This is a genomic window from Streptomyces bacillaris, assembly GCF_003268675.1.
Classification (GTDB): Bacteria; Actinomycetota; Actinomycetes; order Streptomycetales; family Streptomycetaceae; genus Streptomyces; species Streptomyces bacillaris.
In genome coordinates this window covers 1,545,049-1,569,115 of the sequence record NZ_CP029378.1, presented here as the reverse complement: position 1 = coordinate 1,569,115, position 24,067 = coordinate 1,545,049, and the positions used below count along the sequence as shown (strand labels likewise).

The following is a 24,067-nucleotide window of genomic DNA, read 5'->3' as shown; positions in this document are numbered from 1 at the left end:
AGGGGCCACCAGTGGCTGAGGTCGGGAACGCGGACCCCAACTCCCGCGACAACATCAACACGCTCAAGGGGTACGAGGCGGAGACCGATGACGCCTGGGCGACCCTGGTCCGTCACATCACCGGCTATCCGGTGCCGGACCGCAAGACGATCTTCGAGAAGCTCACCTCGACCAGCGGTGGCCCGCTGTTCCGGATGGACATCCGTGAACGAGACCTGAAGTCCGTCGTCTCGGAGTCCGGCTTCCTCGTCAACGAGGGCCAGGACTACGACATCTACTTCCTGAACAAGAACAAGAAGACCGTCCTCATGCAGGCCCGGATCGTCTTCGAGGGCCGGGTCAAGTCGGACAACGAGATCCACTTCGCGAGCACCTCGTCCGAGGACGTCGACGACGTCAGCGTCCGTGAGGGCAACGAGTTCAAGGACTACAACAAGCAGGAGATGAGCACGATCCCGCTCGCCCAGTACATGAACGGCCCCCGGGCCGCACTCATGGCGCTGCGCGACGGCGGGACCGAGGGCGTCAAGTTCGCCGGGCTCCAGGTGGACGACAACAACGCCGTCGTGCTCAAGTCCTTCTCCGATACCGGGGAGTCCTTCGACCGGGCGGCCCAGTTCTTCAAGAACAAGGCCGTCGTCCTGAAGGACTGGGAGGACCGCTTCGCCCGCGAGGACGCGAGCTGGAAGGGCGAGGCGGCCGATGTCTTCCGCAATCTGCTGAAGAAGGTCCGCGAGAACTACGACGGGTACGTCGAGACGTTCGGCGCCTCCACCTACGCCGACGACGCCACCGGCAGCGGCGGCACGGTCTACTCCCGCGCGCTGTCCATCGGCAGCCAGACCCTCAAGGACAGTGCCACGAACCTGCTGGGGAACTGGCTGGAGTGGGCGCAGTCCCCCCACTACGACCCGCTGCGGGTGCTGCGCTATCTGCTCGACGACCTCGCGATGTGGGTGAACGAGCACAACATCGGCCAGAGCGACATCGAGGCCTACACCCACACCGGCTACCAGGGAGCCGGATACACCAGCGTCACCCACTCGCCCAAGGGCGGCTTCCTCCAGGAGCACCCGATCTACGGGGACCTGAGCGACATCGCCAACTGGAAGAAGGTCGGTGACCGGGCCGTCGAACTGTGGAACCAGGGCGTCGACCAGGATCTGATCCGGCCGGCCATCGCGGAGACGTCGAAGCTCAACAACCGCTTCCTGGACCTCACCAAGGACTTCACCGAGAACGTCCCGAAGCCCAAGACCACCAGCACGGCGGGCGAGGACTACGCCAACGACAAGCTCAACGACCCCACGGGCGGCGGCGGTCCGGACATCGACGAGTGGCTCGAGAAGCTCAACGAGAACAACAACGACTTCCTGGACGACCTGAACAAGAACAACAACGACATCCTGGATGACCTCAACAACAAGAACAACGACATCCTGGACGATCTGAACAGCAAGAACAACGAATTCCTGGATGATCTGAACAAGAACAGCAACGGCATCCTGGACGACCTCAACCAGAACAACAAGACGGTCCTGGACGACCTCGGGAACATCAACAACACGGCGCTCGACAACCTCAACGACCTGGGCAACGCCAACAACGACGTGCTCAACAGCCTGGGTGACCTGGGCAACGCGAACAACGAGGCGCTCAACAGCCTGGGGAATCTGGGGGACTTGGGGAACCTGAGCGACGACCTGAACGGCGGCCCCGGTGCGTTCCCCCCGGGCGTCATCCCTCCGGTCACCCAGAGCGGCCCGGTGAACTTCGGCCCCCTCAACGGCAACCAGGACGGCACACGCGGCAACCCGAACCAGGAATTCACCCGGAGCCTGGGCAACCTCCTCGGCAACAGCGGCCTGAACACGCCGACCGGAGGCAGCACCCGGCTGCGGGACGGGGCGATCACCACGGACTTCCCGAACGGCGGCCGGAGCACCTTCGACCCGGAGACCGGGGACCTCACCACCATCTCGCCGGACGGCTCCACCGTCACCCGTAACCTCTCCGGCGGAGCCAAGATCACCAACCCGGACGGCTCGGTCACCTCGCTCGACCGCGACGGCAACCTGACGACCACCTTCCCGGACGGCTCCAAGCAGGTCATCGACCCGCGGACCGGACAGGCCGTCACCACCAACCCGGACGGCAGTACCACGACCACCGACCTCGGCAACCTGGGCGGGCTGAACAACCCGTCCGGTGGGTTGGACCGGCTGGACCTGGGTGGCCTCGATGGTGCTCCTGGTGGGTTGGAGACCCCGACGGGTGGTCGTACGTCGTTGGGGCTCGACGGTGACCTGAACAGTGTGTTTCCGGATGGGAGTCGGAGTTCGTTCGATCCGGATACGGGTCGGTTGACGATCACTGATCCGGATGGTTCGACGCGGACGGTGGATCTGACGCATGGTGCGGAGGTGACCAATCCGGATGGGTCGAAGACGGTTCTGGACAATGGTCAGTTGAAGACGACGTTCCCGGACGGATCGGTGCAGGTCACCGATCCGGAGACGGGCCGTACGACCATCACCGATCCGGACGGCAACACCCGCACCGTCGACCTGGGCGGACTCAACAACTCCTCCGGTGGGCTGGACCGGTTGGACCTGGATGGTATGGACGGGGCTCGTGGCGGATGGGAGACCCCGACGGGTGGTCGTACGTCGTTGGGGCTCGATGGCGATCTGAACAGTGTGTTTCCGGATGGGAGTCGGAGTTCGTTCGATCCGGATACGGGTCGGTTGACGATCACTGATCCGGATGGTTCGACGCGGACGGTGGATCTGACGCATGGTGCGGAGGTGACCAATCCGGATGGGTCGAAGACGGTTCTGGACAACGGTCAGTTGAAGACGACGTTCCCGGACGGGACGGTGCAGGTCACCGATCCGGAGACGGGCCGCACGACCATCACCGACCCCGATGGCAACACCCGCACCGTCGACCTGGGCGGGCTCAACTCCGGACTGGACCGGGGCCCCGGCGAACGGCTCGACCTCGGCAACCTGGGCAGCCTGAACGGCAACGGAGGCGGCGGCTCCTCCGGCGGCGGCCCCAGCACGGTCTCCCGCGACGTGCCGCTCTCCGGCCTGGACCTCGGCGGCGGTGGTAACAGCGGCGGCAGCCTCGGGCCCGTCGCGCTCGACAACGCCCTCCTCGGGAACGGTACCGGCGACGGGCTCAACCCCGGCCAGCCCACCGGACAGGGCGGGCCGCCCCCCGGTGCCCCCGGCGCACCCGGGATGCCCGGCTCACCCGGTATGCCGATGGGCGGCGCGGGCATGGGCGGCGCCGGAGGCGAGAAGGGCAACGGTGAACGCGTGCGCGCCGTGCTGGTCGACGCGGCGGAGGAGAGCGCCCGCCGCAAACGCCGGCGCCGCGGTGCCTGGAACCGCCAGGAGAGCGAGGACACCTTCCTCGCCCCCGCCCCCCGGGTCTCCACCACCAGCAACGGCAGCGACCCCCGGGCCGCCGAGGAGCCGGACAGCGCCCGCAGGACCACCAGTTCCTCCGCGTACCTGGAGGAGGACGAGGACGTCTGGGGCACCGAGGAGGGCGGCAGCCCCGCCGTGATCGGACGGTGACCGCACCGGCTCCGCGCCCCCGGGCGGAGAAGAGACGCATCCCATAGGGACGGCGGGCCGTACGGGCTTCCCCCGACGGGCGGTCACCAGCAGAATCGTCAGGTGTTGATCAAGGTGTGCGCTCCGTGGGGCGGCACACCGGGGTCGACAGGAACGGAGAAGGGAACATGGGCGTGCCGGAACCTCTGGAGAAGCGTCTGGAGACGGCGATGGCCGAACTCCAGGAAGCACAGGAAGCCATCGCGCGGACCGAACACGAGCTGCGGCAGGCCTCGTTCGCCCGTCTCTCCTCCGACCGCGCGGTGCGCGTGACCGTGGGCCCCCAGGGGGAGCTGACCAGCCTGGAGTTCCTGGAGAACAAGTACCGGGACATGTCCCCCAGGAGTTGGCGGCCAGCGTCATGGAGGCGGCCGCCGAGGCCCGGCTGGCGATGAACCGCCATGTGATGAAGGCCCTGATGCCCTTCACCGAAGCCAGCAGCGCCGTGCCGGAACTGCCGGGCTTCGAGGTCGACTGGGCGAAGATCTTCGGCCCCGAGGTGCTGGAGAACGACGAGGAGGACCGGCCGCGGCCGGACGCCGCCAAGCCCGCCTGGCGGGACGCGCTCGACGAGGACGGTGACTGAGATGGCCGGACGCTACTACTTCGACCCCAGCCGGGTGGAGTCGCTGACCGAACAGCAGGACCAGATCGCCGAACTGGCCATGTCCATCCTGACGGACTTCCGCGACGGCGTCTTCGAGACCGCGGGCTGGACCGGCACGGCCGCGAGCACGGACGAGATGAGCCAGAAGGCCACCGAACGGGACCGGGAGGAGACGCAGAAGGTCACCGCGACCATGACCGGCTTCCGGGACGCGCTCAGCGCCAGCACCGCCGCCATGAAGGACCAGATCCACCTGGTGCGCCAGACCCGGGACACCAACCTGGAAGGCCTCCACAAGTACAACAGCCGCACCGAGACCGACGGTGCGTACGGCGGCGGCTCGGGCGGACGTGCGCGCCACTGACCTCCGCCGCGACGGCCGCTCCCGCACCACCGGGGGAGCGGCCGGTCAGGGCTGCCCGGACGGCACCGGAGGCGGCCGCCGTTGAGCATCATGCCCACGCCGGAGATCAACGCGATGATCTTCGCGTTGACCGGGGAGTTCCTCACCACGATCGACGAGGACCTGGCGGACCAGAGCCAGTACAACTTCACCGGCATGGCCCGCAAGATCGAGCAGCTCTCCGGACTGATCGAGAAGTCGGTCCACGACATCGCCCAGGCGATGCCGGACGAACTGGCCGTCTCCTACAAGCAGGCGATGGGCACGCTCATCGACGACCAGGGCAAGAACTACCTCCTGGAGTTCACCAAGCAGCTCGACCAGATCGGCGCGGGCCGCCGCAAGACCGGCATGGACGTCATGGAGTCCAAGTGGCAGGTCATCGCCGAGATCATCCGGCTGCTCATCGAGATCGCCATCTATCTCGCGCTGTCCTTCTTCACGGGCGGCGCCTCCGCCAGCCAGATCCTGATGGCGAAGCTGCGCAGCCGGTTCGTGCTCCTCACCCTCTTCAGCCACCTGATGAAGCGGCTCCACCTGATGCCGTCCCTCAGCGAGGCGCTGGCGGAGGCGTTCACCACCTTCGCCGTCCGGCTGGCGATGATGAACTTCGCCCCCGAGGGCCGCCGTCCGGACGGCATCGACTGGGGCGACATCGGCAAGGCTGCCGCGTTCGGCGCGGCGGCCGGGTTCTTCACGAGCGTCTTCGAGAACTGGGCGAAGAACATCGTGAAGAGCTACGACATGAACTTCCTCAAGGACGGGCCCCCGTTCAAGGACCGGCCAGGACCCGGCCCCGACCTGAAGTTCGACACCCCGAACCCGAACCCGAGCCCGAACCCCAAGCCCGGCCCGGACACGCCCACCCCCGAGCCGAAGCCGAAGCCCGAGCCCACCCCGCAGCCGAAGCCGACCCCCACCCCGGAGCCCACCCCGGGGCCGAAGCCGGGCCCGGATCCGTCCCCCGAACCGGGACCGCGGCCGAAGCCGGGCCCCGAGCCGGATCCGGTGCCCGGGGGCGGTCCCCAGGACCGCCCCCGGCCCCGCCCCGACCTGGACAGCGACCTGCCCGCGTTCCTCCGCGACCGGCCGTTCACCTTCCGCTACGACCCGGCCGTCTGGCGCTCCAACCCGGACCTGTGGCGCAACTACCGCCTGCTGGAGAACAACGCCGACCGCCCCGGCGCACTGGCCGGACATTACGGACTCAAGGGCGTCCTCGACTTCGCCGCGGCCGGCGGCGGCGAGACGGTCGGCGAGATCCTGATCAAGGGCGCCTTCGAGGGCGACTTCTCCTCGAACTGGACCACGTTCGTCGGCGCGGGCGTCAGCAGCAAGGTCGAGGGCGGGCTCTCCGACATCGCCCTCAACACCGGCAACGAACTCCGCACCGCCATCGAGAACCTGCGCAACCAGCCGCCCACCATCTCCGGCGGCGCGGCCTCCGACGCCCCCGCGCGGACCGGCGACGGCGACGGCTCCGGCCGCACCGGCGACGGCCCGCCGCGTACGGAGTCCTCGGGCGGCGGCTTCGACGGCGACGGCCCGGGGGCACCCCGCCCCACCGGGCTCGACGAGTTCACCAACTCCTCCTCCCCGCGGCCCGTCGTGGCGGAGAGCCCGCCGCCGTACACCCCGCAGGACCCCCCGGCGTACGTCCCGGTCGACCCGCCCGCGTACACCCCGGGCCCGCTGCCGGTGACCGCCGCCGAGAACGCCCTGTGGCAGCAGGTCCACCAGGGGCCGCCCGAGGTGCGCGACCAGGCGCTGCGCGACCTCGCGGCCCTGCGCGGCGAACGGCCCCCGGGACCGGCCGAGATCGGCGTACGCGACGGTCTGCACGGCAACCTGTCCCAGCTGCCCGAGATACGGGTGGTCCCCACCGGCAACGGGCCCGCTGCCCTGATCGACGCCGACGAGGTGCGCCGGGCGCTGGAGAGCCTCGGCACACCGGTGACCGTGAACCCGCCGGGTACGGGGGAGGGGACGCCCGCGCCGCTCCCCGGGCCCGGTACGCCCACGGGCGCGGCCCCGGACGGCGTGGACACCGTCGGCCGGCCGGGCACAACCCCTGGCGAGGGCACCGCTACCGGTCCGGGCGACGGGGTGCGGGACACCCCCGGTTCCGGGCAGGAGCCGTCCGGGCAGGGGCCGGAGACCCGCGACACCGCCGACGAGGGCAACGCCTCCGGAGGGCGTGAGGTGGGCGGCGAGGGCCCGGAGACCCGTGACAGTACGGGGCCGGTGGCCTCGCCCGGCACCGGTACCGGTACCGGCACCGACGCACCGCTGACCGTCATCGTCGCGGAGAACCTGCCCCCGGCGGCCGAGGGGTCGCCGGAGGCCGCCGCGCTGCTGGACGGCGCCGGGGTGGACCGGGCCGTGGTGCTCGGCCCGCCGGGCGGGGGCGACGCGGCGCTGACCGAACGCGGTGCCGTCGAGCTGACCCGGGAGGGCCCCGGCGCCCCGGTGCAGGTCCGCCCGCTCACCGGACCGGAGTTCGCGGGGGGCCCGGACGCGCCGGTGGACACGGCGTTCCCCGGCGCGAACGTGCTGCTGCCGCTCGCCGATGCCCTGGGCGTACCACCGGTCGTGACGGCGCCTCCGCCTCCGGGTACCACGGCCGCTCCGCCCGCCACGACGACCGGCGGACCGACCTCGACCACCTCCACGACGACCTCCGCCCCGCCGAACTCCAGCACGTCACCGGCACCGCGTCCCGGCACGCCCGGCGGACCGGTCGGCAACTCCGGTTCCGTACAGCAGCCGTCCGGTGAGGGGACGCCGGAGAACCCCGGCCCCGCCGAGCCCGGGCAGGACGATGCCGAGTCGCCCGCGGTGAAGGCGGCCGAGTCGGGTACGACGACGGACCCGGGCGCCGTCGACGGTCCCGGCGCGGATGCCCGGCCGGCCGACACCACCGGGACCACCGCCGGTCCCGAGGAGTCTCCGGGCTCCCGGCCGACGGTGGTCACCACCAGCTCGGACCTCCCCACGGACACCGGCTCCCCGGCCTCGACATCGGGTCGTGAGTCCGGTGCCGACGTGAAGCCGCCGGTCACCTCGGATTCGGGTCCGGAGTCGCGGCCGGACGTCAAGCCTCCGGTGACGACGTCCGGTCGGGAGCGCGCCCTGGATGTGAAGCCTCCTGTCGTGTCCGAGTCGGGCCCCGAGTCGCCGTCGGACGTCAAGTCGCCGGCGCCGCCGTCCGGTCGTGAGCCCGGCACCGACGTCAAGCCGCCCGTCACGTCCACGGCGGGTCCCGAGTCGCCCTCGGACGTGAAGCTGCCGGTGTCCGCCTCCGGTCGTGAGCCGGCCCCCGACGTCAAGCCACCGGTCGTCACCGCCTCCACGGTCACCGCCGAAGGCCCCGCCGTCTCCAAACTGGCCGCCGACGCCCGGCCCTGGAGCGAGGCCGCCACCGAAGTGCACCTGGAAGGCGGGCGGGAGGGCGGCACCGGTCCGGAGACGGGCGGTACCCCGAGCCGCACCGGTCCGGACTCCGGTACCACCCCGGGCGCCCTCGTCACCACCTCCACCACCCCGGCCACCCGTGGCGGGACCGTCCCGTCCACCACCGCCGGGCCCTCCGTCACCACGCTCGGCGGGAAGACGGTGCCCTTCTCCGAGCTGCGGCGCCTCGTGGCGAGCACGGCGGCCGCACCGCAACCCGGCACCGCCGTACGGACGGTGACCATCTCGCAGAGCCCGGCCGAGGACGGTACGGGACGGAGCGCAGGGCGCCGGGCGCTGCTCGGCCAGGACACCTTCCGGGGTGTGCGCACCACCTCCGAGGGGACCCCGGGGGCCGACGGGACCGCGCCCCCTCCCCGTACGGTCTTCACCGGCGCGCCGGCCCCGCTCCCCGGCTCCGGCACCGAGCGCGGTGCCGACTACTTCGTGGGCCACGGCACGCCCCGTACCGTCACCCTCGGGACGGACAACGCCGCGCACCCCACCGTCGAGGTCAGCGGCGTGCAGCTCGGTGAGGTGCTCAAGTCCTGGGCGCAGGACGGGGACCAGGACCGGCCGCTGGTGCTGTTCTCCTGCGAGACCGGGCAGCAGCCGAGGATCGCGGGACTGCCGGTCGCCCAGCATGTGGCGAACCGTACGGGGCGCCCGGTGTACGCGCCGACCACCGAGGCGGGCACCGCGAAGGACCGCGACGGCAACGTACGGGCGGTGCTCGGCGACGGCCCGGGCGGGCCCGGGCGGTGGCGGCTGTTCACTCCGGAACCCTCCGGCTCCGCCCTGGACGACCTGGCGCGCGACGCCGGACTGCACAGCGGTCCCGACCCGGCCGACGCGTTCGCCCGGGCCCGCACGCTCCAGCAGATCCGTACGCTGCGGGAGGCGCTCGGCCCGGACGCCGAACAACGGCCCGGCAACCGGGAGGCGCTGGCCGCGCTCGCCTATGTGGACGGGCTCCGCTGGCGCGACCCGGGAACCGCGGCCCGGTACGGCGACGGCCGGATGACGCCGGACCTGCTCGACCGCATGGTCGCGGACTGGCACGCCGCGACCGGCTACGCCACGGCCGTCGACCCGTCCACCGGCCCCACCCCGGACCAGTACACCGCGTTCCTGGAGGCCGCCGCCGCGCTCCGGTCCGGTGCCACTCCCACGACCACCCTCGACAGCCTGCTGCCGCCCCCGCCCGCCCCGCCGCCCTCACTGGCCCCGGACACCCTGGTCTCGCGGTCCGATGTGTCCGGCCTCGCCTACGCCCGGTCCGCGGAGGTCGCCTGGTCGCTCTCCGACGCCCCGCTCCCCGTCTCCCAACTGGGCCTCGGCCCCGAGGACTCCGCCGAGCTGGCCCGCCGCCTGGACCGCCCCGGACCCGCCCCGGCGGACCGGCCGGAGAGCATCGCGGGGGACGTGGACCTGTTCAGCGAGGACAGCACGGTGCCTGCCCTCTCCGACACCATCGACGTGGCCGGCGTCCCCTTCCGCAAGCTGCCCGCCCGGGCCGACGGGGACTGCCTCTTCCGGGCGCTGCTCGACAGCGCACGCGCCACCACCGTGCCGCCCGCCTGGGCCGCGCGGAACGTCGCCGGACTCCGCAGCCTGCTCCGCGACCGGCTGACCGGCTCCGAACTGCTCGCCCCGGCCGTCGAGGCCACGCCGGACCCGGTGCTCGCCGTCGTCGACGACCTGCGGATGACCGCCCTGGCGGGTGTCTCGCACCCGGAGGCGCGGGAGCACATCGGGCGGCGCTGGGACCGCATCGCGCAGGAGGTCGTCACCGACGGGGACGGACGGCGGTGGCGGCGCATCCTCCGGGACAGCGGCTACTCCCGGCTCGCGGAGGTGGCGTCCACGCCCGCCGACGCGCGGCGGATCGGCACCGGAGGGCTGATCGTGGAGGCGGCCGGGGAACGGGGCCTGTGGTCCTCGCCCTTCGCCGATGTCCTGCCGCTCGCCCTGGCCCACACCCTCGGCGTCGAGCTGCGGCTCGTCGGACCGGACACCACGTCGCCCGGGCACACCTTCACCGCCCCGCTCAACCCGGGCGGGGACGGCGGTGTGCTGCACCTGGCCTACAACGGCTCCGACCACTACGACGCCCTGGTCCCGGCCGCCGCCCTGCCCACCCCGACGACCACTCCCACGACCGCCCCCTTGACCACGCTCACCCCGGCCCCCGTCCCGGCGCCGCCGACCGCTCCGGCGACCCCGGACCCGGCCGGCTCCGACGTGTTCGGGGAGTGGCTGCGGAGCATGGGCGGCGTCACCGACCTGGACACCCCGACCCCGTCCGACCCGGACCGGGGCGACCCCGTCCCCCTGGAGACCCAGCTCGACCGGCACCGCCCGGCCCGGCTGCTCACCGGCGACGACGCCCGCCCGCCGGGCGCCGCCCCGCGCACCGTCACCTTCGACGACGGCAGTCGGCTGCCCGCCGTCCTGATCAGCCCCGACACCGACCCGGACGGCGGCGGCACCGGCCCCAGCCCCGGACCCCGGAGCGCCACCGGTCCGCGGACCGGGCTGCTCAACGGCGTCGGCATCCTCACCCTGCGCTCGCCCGACCAGGTGGCCCAGCAGGTCTTCGACCAACTGCCCGAGAAGCTCCGCACCCAGTTCGACCGGGCGGAGGTGGAGCGGCTGCTGAAGGACCAGCCCGGCGCGTTCACCGCCCCGCGCGGGGCCCGCTTCGTGGGCCGGGAGAAGTCCGGGGTCGGCCACGAAATGATCGTCGAGGCCGTGCCGTACCACCGCTGGGAACGCTTCTCCGACGTCGGCGGGGCCACCGTCCGGGTGGACACCATGCGGCGCGGCCAGGCCGGATACGGCGGCGGGCGCAGCGTCGGCACCGGACGCAGGATCGCCCTGGCGATCGGCATGGGCCCGCCGCTCAACTGGATGCTGAAGATCGGCGTCTCGCTGGGCTGGACGCGGAAGACCGACTACACCCAGGGCACCCAGGCGTACCACCAGAGCGAGTACCGGTCCGTCGACGGCTCCCACCTGCACCTGGACGACGTCCACTACCGGGTGCGCGTGGAGCGGGTCACCGAGGCCCCGAAGACCCCCGGACCGGCCGCGACCACCCCGGGCACCCCGCCCGCCACCGCACCCCACTGGCAGCGCACCGAGGTGCACTCCGCGCGGTTCGCCCTGCGCGACGGGCTGAGCTGGCGGCTGCCCGACGAGCTGACCGTGCCCTTCAAGGGCCCCCAGCGGGCCCCGCGGACGCTGACCTTCCCGGACGGCGTCGAGCCGCGGATCACCGACACGACCGCGCTCCACCTGACGGACCCGCCGGAGGACGTGGCGCTCGCCATCTCCGGTGCCAGGCCCGGCAGTTCGGCCCACCGCACGCTGGTCTCCTACGTCCGGCCGGGGCGGCTGCTCGGGCTCTTCGGCCGGTTCTCCGGACCGGTCAGCGGACCCGAGCTGACCCGGGGCGCCGGTCAGCACCCGCTGGGCCACCTGGTCGTCGAGCGGTCCATCCCGCACCGGGCGACCCTGGTCACCGAGTCGGTCACCGCCGAGGTGCGCGACCTCACCCAGACCACGTATCAGAACCAGCGGGCCCACACCCGCGACACCCGCCTCGGGGTGCAGATCACCGCCGGGCCCAACTCCACCGTCATCGGCCCCGAGACCGATGTGCGCATCCAGGGCGGCCCCATGGTCCGCGCGGACCTCAGCGCGGGCCGGGGGCACAACCTCGGCACCGACGCTGCCCGCAAGGTCACCGGCCGCGTCCGCAACCACCCGGTGGCGCTCTACCGGGTGGAGCGCACCCTGATGGTGCGGGGCGCCGGCCAGCCCGCCTCCGCCGCCCGCCCGGTCCGGGTGGTCAGCCTCGACTGGATCTCCACCCAGGACGCGCGCCGCCTCGCGGGCTGGGACAGCCGTACGCCGGGTGCCACCGGACCGAACGCGGACGCCGAGCCGCCGGTGCCGTGGTACCTCACCCGGGAGGACCCGGTCCACCTGGGCGGCCAGGTCCGCGCCGAGGGCTTCGTACCGGACCGGCGCCCCGCCCCGCCCGCCACGACCACCCCCGCCCCGGCCACCACCCCGACGCCGGCCCCCGTACCGCCGACCGCCCCGGCCACCGCCACGCCCACCCCGGCCCCCGCGACGGCCGTCACCTCCACGCCCACGCCGACACCCGCTCCCGCGACGGCCGTCACGCCCGCTCCGGCGCCTGCCCCCGCGCCCGCCCCGCAGGATCCGCTGAAGGCCTTCACCGACACGGTCCTGGACACACTCCACCGGGCCTATCCCTCGCTCTTCGTACCGCCGCTGATGCTCCGTCACCCGCATCTGGCCAAGCTCTGGTACGGGGACGGGCGGATGCGCACCGCCCTGCACAACGACCGCCAGGTGCGGGAGGCGCTGAACCGGCCGACCCTCGCGCAGAGTCTGGACGACCTGACCACCACCGGGGTGCCGGTCACCCTCACCGAGGACGGCAAGGTCCGCCGCGGCCACCACACCCTCGTCCTGCGCGCCCGGCTCACCGACCGGCAGTTCGAGACGACCCTGAGCGAACGGTCGCTGCGCAACGCCGTCATCGGCACCGAGATCTCCGGGCAGGGGCAGCAGGAGTCGACCACGCTCTCCGGCGGCATCGAGGTCGGTGTCTCGCCCCGCGACCACGCCAAGGAGCCCACCAGCGGGCTGCCCCGCCAGACGGGCAACGTCGCCGTCGGCGCGCGCCACGCCAGGACCCACGGCAAGGCCACCAAGAACACCGTGGCGGTCACCCACGACCAGCTCACCTTCCAGAACGGTGCCGATCTCTACAGCTACCAGGTCGAGTTGGGCGCCACCTTCGAAGGCCACCGCCGCCCGCGCGGCTGGACCCGGCTGGTCTCGGTGGGGCTGCTGGGCGCGGGCGTCTTCGTCAGCAAGGTCGAGGAGCGCCCCCTCTTCGCCCGGGGCACCGAGACCGTCGGCCGGGTCGAGCTGGCCGTCCCCGCGGCCCACGGCTCCCCGCGCCACAGCCCCGCCGACACCCCGGCCACCGGCCCCACCCCGGCGCCCACCCCTGCCCCGACCCCGCTCTCCGCCGCCGAGGCGGACCAACTCCTCGACGGAATCCGGCCGTTGCCCCGGACCGCCGCGTCCGACCGCAACCTCGTGAACAAGCTGCTCAGCGCCCCGCACGTGGTCCTCAGCACCGAGGGCGGCGAACAGCGCCAGCGGCTCGTCCAGGACACCGCCGACCGCGCCACCGGCTCCTCCTGGCACGTCAGCGCGCCCGGCACCCCGATCCGGACCGCCCTGCGCCGGGCCATGGCGGACCTCGGCATCGCCGGACAACTGGGCCAGTACCTCGGCCCGTTCGGCTCCCGCATCACCGGACTCACCGGAGCGGGCCCCTTCTCGACGCACTACCTCAAGGCGGCGGTCCGGGGCGAACTCGGCAACCTGCGGGTGAAGAGCGACCCCAAGCCGGGCAGCCTCGAAGCCACCATCGGCAACGAACACCGCGTCGCGGGCACCTCCAGCAAGGGGTCCCGGACCACCCTCGGTCTCCAGGGCGCGGACATGCCGTTGCAGCAGGCCCCCGGCGGTCCCGCCGTGGCCGGTTCGTACGCCACCGCCCTCCAGTACGCCTGGGGCAAGGGCCGCAGCGTCTCGCAGACCCTCACCCGCGGTCGCAACACCACCCTCAGCTACGCCGGCCGGATGTACCTGGTCGTCGCGGACGCCGCCGAGACCGTGGCCGTGCGGGACCGCTGGACGGCCGCGATGGGGGCGGTCGGCACCCGCGCCGGGACCGGGATCAGCTCCGCCGCCGGGCGGATCTCCGAGGGGTTCGGGCGCGCCCTCGCCCCGCGCCGGGCCGCGGCCGCCCTCCAGCGCATCCGCGACGCGGTGATGTTCCACCTGCCGATGCAGGACGCCATCGAGGCCGGGCTCGCCCCCGACGGGCTGGGGACCGCCACCCCGGACAACCTCGGCGGCCGCTACCGGCTGCCCCCGTTCCTGAGCCGCCGCCACTTCCCCTCCCACCCCAGCGGGCAGCTGGACGCGAGCCGCGCGGCCCAGCAGCTGACGGGGCAGCTGGAGCGGAGGGGCGTGCCCTCGCACGACCGGGAGCAGGTCCTCCAGCGCCTCTCGCCGGACTTCCTCCGCTCCCATGTGCACGAGCTGACCGCCGACGGGATGGCCCTGCCGGTCCGCTACCGCTCCTGGTCCAGCCCGCACCACCTGCCGGTCGGGGGGAGCCCCGGGCAGCTGAGGCTGACCCTGACGCCGGTCACCACCACCGTGGAGCGGCTGCGCACCGGTTACGAGCTGGAGGACTACCGCACCACCGCACGCGACGACGTCGGCGGCCGGACCCAGGACCGGGGCGGCGACGTGACGCTCAGCGCGAGCCAGCGCTCGCCGGGCGACGGGCCCCTGGCCGCCAACCCGTCCCTCCAGGGCACCGCGGCCAAGCAGCGGTCGGGCAACGTGACCGAGGCGACGGGCAGCACCTCGATGCCCAACATCGCCACCACCCAGGCGCACGCCGAGATCGTCACCACGTACATCCTGACGGCCACCCTGGAGGACGCGTCCGGCCGACCGCTCGGCCCCGCCGTCACCGCCCCCGTCGGCAGCCTCAACGAGATCCTCCCTGCCAGCCTCCTCACCCCCGAGGGCGACGGGAAGGACGGTGCGCTCACCGAGCAGAACGTGCCCGAACCCCCGCACTCCGTACGCGTTCTGACGGCTGATCAGGCTCGCCCGGAGGCCGTCGCCCGGTGGCGGACCACGGACGGGGAGACCGGTGAGACCGACCCGGACATCCTGACCTTCGACGACGCGATCGGCTCCGGCATCCTCGCCGTGGACATCGTCGGCTCCGGCAACGTGCGGGACGCCCTGACCCTCGCCACCGCACGGGCCGACGGCTTCCCGGGCGACGCGGACCTCGGCAAGCGCCACACGGGCGCCTCGCTCACCGAACGCGTACGGATGGCCCGGCACACCCCGCTCACCGCGCTCGGCACCGCCCCGGCCCAGGCCCAGCAGGAGGCCACCTCCCAGGTCGGCCTGACGGCGGGCTTCCGCGAGGCGCTGGGCCCCGACGGCTCCCCGCTGCCCACCCAGTCCTCCGCCCGCCTGCTCGGCCAGTCCCACACCGCCGACTCCCGCCTCTTCGCCAAGATGCACCGCACCGGCGCCCGGCTGCTCGCCGTGGAGAACAAGCCGCGCATGGAGGCCGTGCAGCGGCGCAAGACCGGTGACGCGCTGGAGGCGGGCATCGCCGACAACACCGAGGGCGCGGTCGGTACGTCGCCCCTGGCGGGCAACAGCAACGCGGGCGTGATCAACCCCGGTGTCTCGGCGCCGATCGGTGGAGCCAACGACTCCACCGCGCTCAAGGGCGCCACCGACACCACCCTCGGCACCCACGTCAAGGTCGTCACCGACCGCAGCATGCTCTTCGCGGTCCCCGTCAGCTGGCTGTCGGTGGCCGAGGTCGACCACCGGGTCACCGACTCCCGCCCGATGCAGGCCCTCGGCAGGCCCCGGCGCGGCCCGCGCGCCGTCGAGGCCGAGACCACGGCGCTGGTGTGGCTGCGCGAGGACATCGCCCGCGACCACGGCCTCCTCGACGACACCACCTTCCCCGAGGAGGCCCGTACGGCCTGGGACGACCAGGCCAAGGCGGCGGCCGACCTCGCCGCCGCCGAGAAGAGCTACTACGACGCCCGCGCGAAGGCCCGGGAGGCCTGGCTCGACCTGAGCGACGACCAGCGCACCGCGCTCGGCGACGACGGCCGGGCGACGGTCCTGTCCCGGCCCCTCGCCGAGTCCCCGGCCGTCACCGCCTGGCAGACGGCCCGCGACGAGGTGCGCCGCCGGCAGGACAACCTGGACACCGCGGCCCAGGACCACCACCGTCTCCACCTCGCCGCCGCCCGCCTCACCGCCCACCACCAGGGCTCGGCCGCGGTCCCGGTGAAGGACGCGCCGCAGACGTACACCACGCCGGACTGGCGCTCCGAGGCCCCGGAGCCGTACAAGGTCACCGACGCCACCGGCACCGACCCGCGCACCCTCACCTCGCCGGACGGCATTACGGTGCACCAGGTGCACGAAGTCCCGCACGACGGGGCCTCGTTCTTCCATGCGCTGCTCGCCACGGCCCAGGGTGAGGGGCAGCTGTCCCTCCTGCTGGGCCCGGACCTCGCCGACCGGTTCACGTCCGCCCCCGGCGACCCGTCGGTCACCGCCGAGGCCGTCGAAGCCGCGCGCAACCGGCTCGCGTGGGCCCTGGGCGACAACGGCAACGAGGACCTGCTGGACGGTCTGGCCCTGGACGCGGCGGACACCTTCACCCAGGCCGAACTGGACTTCGCGGAAATTGATCTGACGGATGCTCAACAGGCGGAGTTCGACGCGTTCGGGCGGCTCCCGCAGACCGTCTGGCCCAGCCCCGAGCAGCGGATGGCGCTGGCCATGGCCGCCCTGTCCCGCCCGTTCGCGCCCGAGCCCGTGGCGGACCCGGCCGAGGGCTCCCCGGCCGACGGGTCTCCGGCTCCGCCCGTGCGCCGGGCGGGCGACCACGGAGGCGCCGATCTCCTGCCCGCGCTCGCGGCCCGGGTCCTGGGCGCCCCGGTGACGGTGGTCACGGGCGAGGGGCGGCCGCAGACGTTCCTCCCGCACGGCGCCGACCCGGCGACGGCCGAGCCGACGGCGGGCCCGGTGCTGTTCGCCGCCGACGGCTTCTTCGCCGCCGCCCTCACCCCCGACGCCACCCCTCCGGTCACGACCGCGCTGCCCGCCCCGCCGACCACCGGGACGACGGGCACAACCGCTGAGACGACGGGTGGAGGTACGACGGGTACGACCTCCGAGACGACGGGTGGAGGTACGAAGGGGACGACCGTCGGCACCACGACCGGTACGTCCCCGGCCCCCGGCACCACGGGGGCCACCCCGAAGCCGCCCGCCCACCGCACCCACACGACCCCGCCCTGGCTGCCGCCCGCCGACGCCACCGGCCCCCGCCACCGTCTGGACCGAGACGGGGTCCTCACCGCCCCCGACGGAGCCACGTACACCCAGGGCACCCCGGCCGGGCGGGGCAACGGCTTCTTCGGCGCGCTCTCCTCGGCGCTGCGCGACGCGGCCGGGCAGCCGGGGCGAGACAAGGGCGAGGCGGTGCGCCTCCGCGACCGTGCCGACCTGCCCCCCGCGCAGCTGATGCGCCTCAACGGACTCCCCGGCGCCCGGGCGGACCGCGACGCGCTGTTCTCGCCCCCGCCGCCGAAGCTCCGGCCGGGCGCTCCGGCGCCGAGCCCGGAAGCCCTCGACGGCCATCTGCGCCGCCACCTCTCCCAGGCCCCGTGGGGCCCGGAAGCCGACCGTACGGTGGCCGAGTGGGCGGCCGCGGCGACCGGGACCACCGTCGTCCTGGTCGAGGAGAACGGCACCACCCACACGTACCCCGGCCCCACCTCCGACGCCCCCGTCCTCCGGCTGCGCCGGCGCGGCGGCGACTTCGTACCGCTGCTCCCGCGCACGCCCGCCCCGGCCCCGGCTCCCGCCCCGGAGACGCCGGCCGTCGAGACGTCCCCCGAACCGAAGACGGAGAAGACGGAGAAGGCAGCCGAGACGCCGGAGACGGTGAAGACGGCGGAGGAGACGGGCGAGAAGACCGCCCTGCCGCCCGTCGGGAAGAGCGCGGAGAAGACCGCCGGGACATCGGTGGAGACACCCGGTGAGAAGTCGGGCGAGAAGCCGGGGGAGAAGCCCGCCGCTCCGGCCATGCCCACCCCTCCGCCGACCGCATCCGCCCCCACGGAGACCACCGAGCACGTGGCCCCGGAGACCTCGGCGCTTCCCCTCCCCGAGACCGCCGTGCCCGTGCCCACGCCTCCGGAGACGGCCGTGGTGGCGGAGGTGCCCCTTCCGCCGCCCCCGTCCCCGACCGACGGCGACCACCCCGGCCTGGAGGGCGAGGAGGAGGCGTACGAACTCAGCACCCTGTCCGGCGCGGGCCCCCGGCCGCACGGCTCCACCGGCCCCGACACGGACGCCGAGACCGAGGCCGACCAGGATGCGGATTCCGATGCCGATTCCAGCTCTGATTCCGAGGACGAGGGCGCCACCCCGCCCTGGGCCGACCCCGCTTGGCTGTCCACCGTGTTCGGGCCCCAGTGGAACAGGGCGCCGCGTGTCCGCCTCCAGGAGACCTCCGAGGCCCTGTACGCCCTGGTCGAGGACGCGGCGGGCACCCGTCCGCCGGGCGCCGGGCTGACCGACCTCACCCGGCAGGTCCTGCACATGCCCGCCCGTTCCCGGGTGACCGGCCAGGACGTACGGGACCTGGGGGCGCTGGCCCTGGAGGCCTCGTCGGACGACCTGGCGAGCGCCGAGGACCTCGCCCTGTACTTCGTCGACCGGCAGATCGAGACCAGGCGGGACGCCCTCGCGGAGGAGACCCTGCTGCGCGGCGAGGACTCCACCCCGGCGGGCCGGGACCTCACGGGGGCGGGCCGCGGGCTGCCGGACCCCGGGTCCTATCTCGCCGAGCGGTCCGGGCAGGCGGTGGAGCGGCCCGCGCCGTGGCGGAACCCGTACCTGTTCGTGGGGACGGCCGCCGAGGGCGGTGGCGTCGAGATCGTCACGCCGTGGCGCACCTTCGTGGTCCAGGACCCCGTGGAGATGGCCCGGATCATCTCGTACGACTCGCGGCGGCCCCGTGGCGCGGACCTCGTCCTCGCCCTGCCCCCGGCGTTCGCCGCCCGTGTCGCCGATCTCGTCGTGGGGACGACGGGCCGCCCGGCCTGGTACCCGCAGGGGCCGGCGGAGGTCCTGACCCACCCCACCACCGGTGAGCCGCACCTCGTCGTGCACCGGGGGGCCGGGCAGACCGGTCCGGACTGGCTCGCGCCCCCGTCGGCGGAGGAGTCCGGCCTGCCCGGCGCCCGTGACCTCAGCAGCGACAGCGACGACAGCGTCAGCGAGGACGGCAGCGACGGCGCCTCCACCAGCGACGGCGACGCGGAGTTCGACCGGCTGGCCGACCGGGCCCAGTTCGAGCACCGGATCGACGCCCTGCGGCCCCGCCCCCTGATCACCCGCGACTACGAGGTCATCGACGGCGGCGGCACCGGAGTGCTGCTCACCGAGCCCGGCCCCCGGACCGTCGAGGAGGTCCGGGCGGCGGACGGGAACGAGGGGCCCGCGCTGGTCCTGCCCGCCGAGCCGGAGACCACCGTTCCCGCCACCGGACGGCCGCCGCTGCACATCTCCGCGGACCGCACGGTCGCACTGCACGCCCCCGTCGACGGCACCACCGGCCGGGGACGGCAGATGTTCGCCACCCGGGAGGCGATCGAGCGCTCCTCGGCCCGGCTCGCCGCCGCCGGGGCCGGTGTCCGGCTGGAGGCCGACCCCTCGGTGCGGGTGGTCCTCAGGCGGGAGGACGGCATGCCCGGCGAACCGCTGTTCCGGGTGGAGCCCCGGTTCCTCAACCCGTCCGGCACCTCCGAGCACGCCTTCACCCGCGATTTCGCCCGGGCGGTCGCAGGGACGGACGGTGCACCGCTCTCACACCTCGCCTTCCGCACCCCGGACGGCACCGTCGCCACGGCCCCGGTCAACGCCCTGCACAGCCGCGAGGTCACCGGCACCCACCACCTGGCCCACGCGCTGACCGCCGTCGCCCACGGCGCCCTCCCCGACGGCGGCATCACCCCCGGCTGGGCCGCCCGGCAGGCGGGCCGGGACCCGCGCTTCACCGGCGGGGTCGTCGGCGCGCCCACCCCGGGCGAGGCGTACGGCCGCGCCCTGAGCCACACCCAGGACAACGCGCGGCGCGAGCCGCTCACCCGGGCGGCCGCCCGTGCCGGGGTCAACGAGTACGCCTGGGCCGAGGTGGGCGAGGGCTATCTGATCCAGTCGGTGAGCACCACCGCCGACGGCGGGGCCCAGCTGTTCACCCACAACCACGCCAAGCCCGGCGACCCGGTCGGCCCGCACGCCCCCTACCACTTCGCCCAGGTGGTGCTGGCCAGCGAGGACGGCACCCACCAGATCACCCTGGAGAACGAGAACCACACCCGCGCCGAGATCACCCCGGACCAGCTCGACGCGATCGTCGAGGACAACCTCGACCGTTATGACGTGGACCAACTCCTGGACCTGGCCCAGGAGATGAGCCTGCGCGCCGAGACCGCCCGGAACGACGGCACCGATCCGGCGGAGGCCGCCCGGCCGGAGTCCCTCGCCCGGGCCGCCCTCGCCCTGGTCGCCGTCCACGAGGCCGAGCACGTGCGGTGGCACTACACCGAGGACCGGCCCGAACACGCCCTGGCCCAGGGCGAGGTGGACCGGGCCCGCAGCCGCGCCAGGGACGCCGTGCTCGCCGCCTCGTCCGTCCGGCCCGTCAAGGACCAGTGGTTCCTCCGGGCCTACAGCAAGCGCCCCGGTGAGTCCGCCCACGCCGTCAACGCCGCCCTGCTGACGGACCGTTCGCCCGCCGTCGCCAACCCGCTGACCACGGTCGCCCTGCACGGCCACACCCTGCGCCCCGACCAGCGGACCATTCGCTTCGCCGAGCAGCAGCACACCCTCCCGGAGAGTGCTGCCCCGACCCTGGACGCCCTCGCCCTGCACCTGGCCCGTACCGGCCTGTGGAACAGCGCCAACGGCCTGCCGCTGCCCGACGTCACCGTCACCGGACACGGCAACCGCTCCCGGAACAGCGGCCGCAAGCGGGCCGAGGCCGTCGGCAGGGCCCTGGGGGGCCGGCTGGGCGCCCTGCTCCGGACGTTCCAGCAGGGCACCCCCGGACCCCACGTCACACTCTCCGACTTCACGCTCACCCTGGAGGCCAGCCGGGTCCGCCGCGCCACCGACCCGGACCTGGGACGGGTGGTGAGCGTCGACATCGACGACCACCGGCAGCCCGCACCTCCGGCACCTGTCCGCCCCGCGCCCGCCGGTACCCCGCCCGCCACCGAACCCCCGGCTCCTCGCCCCTCCACGCCTCCGGCGACCACCGACGGCCCCGCCACCCTCACGGGCCCGCCCGCCCGGCCCGCCTCCGGTGCCGCCCCGACGGCCGCCCCCGGCACCCCGCGCCCCGGGCGCCGGTCCGCGACGCCCAGCCCCGACCGCGGGGCCCCGGTCCCCGCCTGGGTCCGGGCCCGCATCCGGTACGCCGAGGAGGCCGCCGCCTTCGAGCAGCGGCTGGCCGACCACCTCGCCGAACACGAGGCGGTGACCGAGGAGTTCCGCACGATGGCGCGCGCCGCCTGGGAGCGCGCGCGGCTGCAGTACCCGCGCGCCCTCGCCACCTTCGGCAGCGACAACCCGAGCCTGCCCGGCTCCGTCGGCACCACCAGGCCCGCCCTCCAGCAGGTGCTGCGCACCGGCAACCTGCGGGAGCTGGTGACCTTCCTCTTCCAGGGCATCTCCAGCGACCTGGTGCCGGAGCTGCTGGGCGGCCGGGAGGATCCCGACCCGCAGATCGAGGCGGAGCGGCCCAGCCGCCGCCAGGCCGAGGGGCGCACCGAACTGGAGCGGCTGGCCGAGCGGTTGAGGCTGGACGACACCCTCACCACGGCCGAGAAGCAGGCCGCCCTCGCCCGCGCGACGGCCGAACACACGCTGTCCACGGACCCCGATGACGTCCACCCGCCGCTGAGCCGCGCCGAACGGGCCCTGGCCGTCAACGAGTTCGGGCTCACCTGGATGCCCGCCTCGTCCGTCTACGACCTCGCCATGGACTCCGCCTTCCAGGGCACGTCCGAGGACACCGGAGGCCTGGTCCTGACCGGCACGGCGGGCTCGACCTACCGCTTCCTGGTCCACGCCGCCCGGATGCGCGACCAGTGGGGCATCGACCTCGACCTCGGACTCATCCGGGCCGGGATGATCGCCATGTCGCTCTCGGCGGGCCACCACTCCTTCCACGAGGTGATGCGCGGCGCCCAGCTGGCGCTGGACACCCTGCCCGGCCACGACCCGGCGCTCGACTACCAGGACAGCTGGGGCCGCTACTGGAACGTCTACCCCCTCACCGAACAGGAGCTGCGCCGCCACGTCGCCCGCGACGGACGCTTCCCCGACGAACACGCCCAGGAGGTACGGGACGAGCACGCCCAGGGGGTACGGGAGGGCACGGCCCTGCCCGCACCTCCCGCCCCCGGCTCCGCCTCCGCCCCGCAAGCACCGCGTACGGAGCAGCCCCCCGCGCTCAACTCCGCCCCGCCCGGCCCGCGTACGGAGCCGCCCGCCTCGCTCACGGAGCTGGCCGACCGGCTGCCCGGCCTGCCCGCCGCCGAGCGCACGGCGCGCCTCGCGCTCCTGACGCCGGCCGAGCGCGAGCAACTGGCCGCCCTGCCGGGCCTGGCGGCGGCCCTGCGCCCGAAGCTGGGCGACCGCGAGTTCGCCGACACCGTCGCCCACCTGGTCGTCCAGGTGGCCCCCGGCGTCGACCGGCCCGTCTCCGCCGGACACGAGGCACGCACCCGGATCGCGGCCATGCTGCGCGACCCCGCCGTCGCCACCCGGCTGCTGGAGCAGGGCGCCAGGGTCCTGGTCGTCCCCAAGGACGAGGCCCTCACCACGCTCGGCCCCTTCCGCGACCTCGCGGGCCGTGAACTCCCCGCGACGGGCCGAACCTGGGACACCGTACGGGGCGTGGGGCGGCTTGACACCGGTGTCACCGAGGAGAATCTGCTCGGCGAGACGCCCGGCGTACCCGGTGCGAGCAGTTACGCCGACGGATACTCCACCACCACCCACGAGTTCGCCCACGCCATCCACCGGTACGGGCTGAGCGACGCCGACCGCCGGACGATCACCGACGCCTACCGCGCCAAGCTCCACCCCTCCGACGGCCGGGACCCGGCGGACGTGGAGTGGCCCGACGGCCCCCGCCGCAGCGCCCGGGACGGGCGGCCCGCCGACAACTACTCCGCCACCGACGAGTTCGAGTACTTCGCCCAGGCCGTCAACGCCTACCTGGGCACCAACTCCGGTACCGACCCGCTCACCGGCCACCCCCGCAACAACGGCCCCGCCTGGGTGCGGGACAACGAACCCGGCCTGCTGCCCCTCCTGGAACGCCTCTTCGGGACCACCCCCGAGCAGGACGGCCCCGGCCCGGCCAACCCGGTCGAGGCCACCCGCGCCGAGAACGAGATGTACGAAGGGTTCCGCGCGATGTGGGACCGGGCGGAGGGCGTCCACCGCGCCCAGCCGCACCCTCCCGTGCCCGCACCGCCCCAGGGCCGTACCCCCGCCGCACCTGCCACGCACCCGGTCACCGACGCGGGCGCCGAGACCCCGCTGCCCCCGCCGCCCACCGACCCCCGCGGCGGCTGGGCCGAGTTCCCCGAAGGCCTGACCGACGAGCTGGACCGGCTCCTCGCCGGACACGCCGAGGCGGAGGCCCTGGCCCGCTTCCGGTTCACCGACGAGAGCGACAGCGACAGCGAGAGCGCCGACAGCGACCCGGCGGACGACCCCCGGAACTGGGCCGGGCTGCTGTTCGGCCCGGCCGCCCGCGAGGAGTACGAGACGGAGGCCCTGCTCGACACCGCCCGCGCCGTACGCGACCTCGCCCACCGCGACACCGAGGCCGACGCGGTGGCGACCGACGTCCTGGCGGGGCTCCGCGAACTGACCCGGCAGGTCCTCGGCCTGGGCGACCAGGACCCGGTCGGCGCCCGGGACCTGATGCTGCTGGGCTCCCTGGCGCTCAGCGCCTCCCTCGACGCACTGGCCGACCCGGACGCGCTGGCGGACCTCCTGACGTACCGGGACGCCGCCCTCGACGACCGGACCAGGATCGACACCGGCCGCACCACCGGACGCGACTGGACCGGCACCGGCGGACAGACGCCCCCGCTCGACAGCTACGCCGTCCTGGACGCGGACGGCACGTCCACCGTCTGGCCCAGCCCCTGGCCCGACTCCTATGTCGTCCTGGCCCAGTCCACC

General features: G+C 74.0%; 3 protein-coding genes and 1 pseudogene (1 of these 4 cut by a window edge). All 4 read left to right on the top strand.

What is annotated here, in order from left to right; all coding sequences use genetic code 11:
- The first annotated feature begins 11 nt into the window (after positions 1–11).
- Positions 12–3,590 carry an AAWKG family protein gene (locus tag DJ476_RS06320; RefSeq protein WP_112490057.1) on the top strand — a complete coding sequence of 1,193 codons (3,579 nt, stop codon included), beginning with the start codon at positions 12–14 and terminating at the stop codon, positions 3,588–3,590.
- A gap of 173 nt (positions 3,591–3,763) precedes the next feature.
- A pseudogene (locus DJ476_RS06315) lies at positions 3,764–4,215 on the top strand (YbaB/EbfC family nucleoid-associated protein).
- Between the two features lies 1 nt (position 4,216).
- The gene (locus tag DJ476_RS06310) at positions 4,217–4,600 is read left to right on the top strand and encodes a hypothetical protein (RefSeq protein WP_070202359.1); all 384 of its coding nucleotides are present in this window, start codon (positions 4,217–4,219) and stop codon (positions 4,598–4,600) included.
- 90 nt (positions 4,601–4,690) lie between these two features.
- Positions 4,691–24,067 carry the 5' portion of a lonely Cys domain-containing protein gene (locus DJ476_RS34405; protein WP_318294873.1) on the top strand. It continues 12,246 nt past the right edge of the window, so 19,377 of the gene's 31,623 nt are visible here — the first part of the coding sequence; it begins with the start codon at positions 4,691–4,693; its stop codon lies off the right edge, out of view.

Bases quoted from the DNA above. Each gene is read 5' to 3' on its own strand.
- DJ476_RS06310 (WP_070202359.1), top strand. From the start codon at position 4,217: ATGGCCGGACGCTACTACTTCGACCCCAGCCGGGTGGAGTCGCTGACC.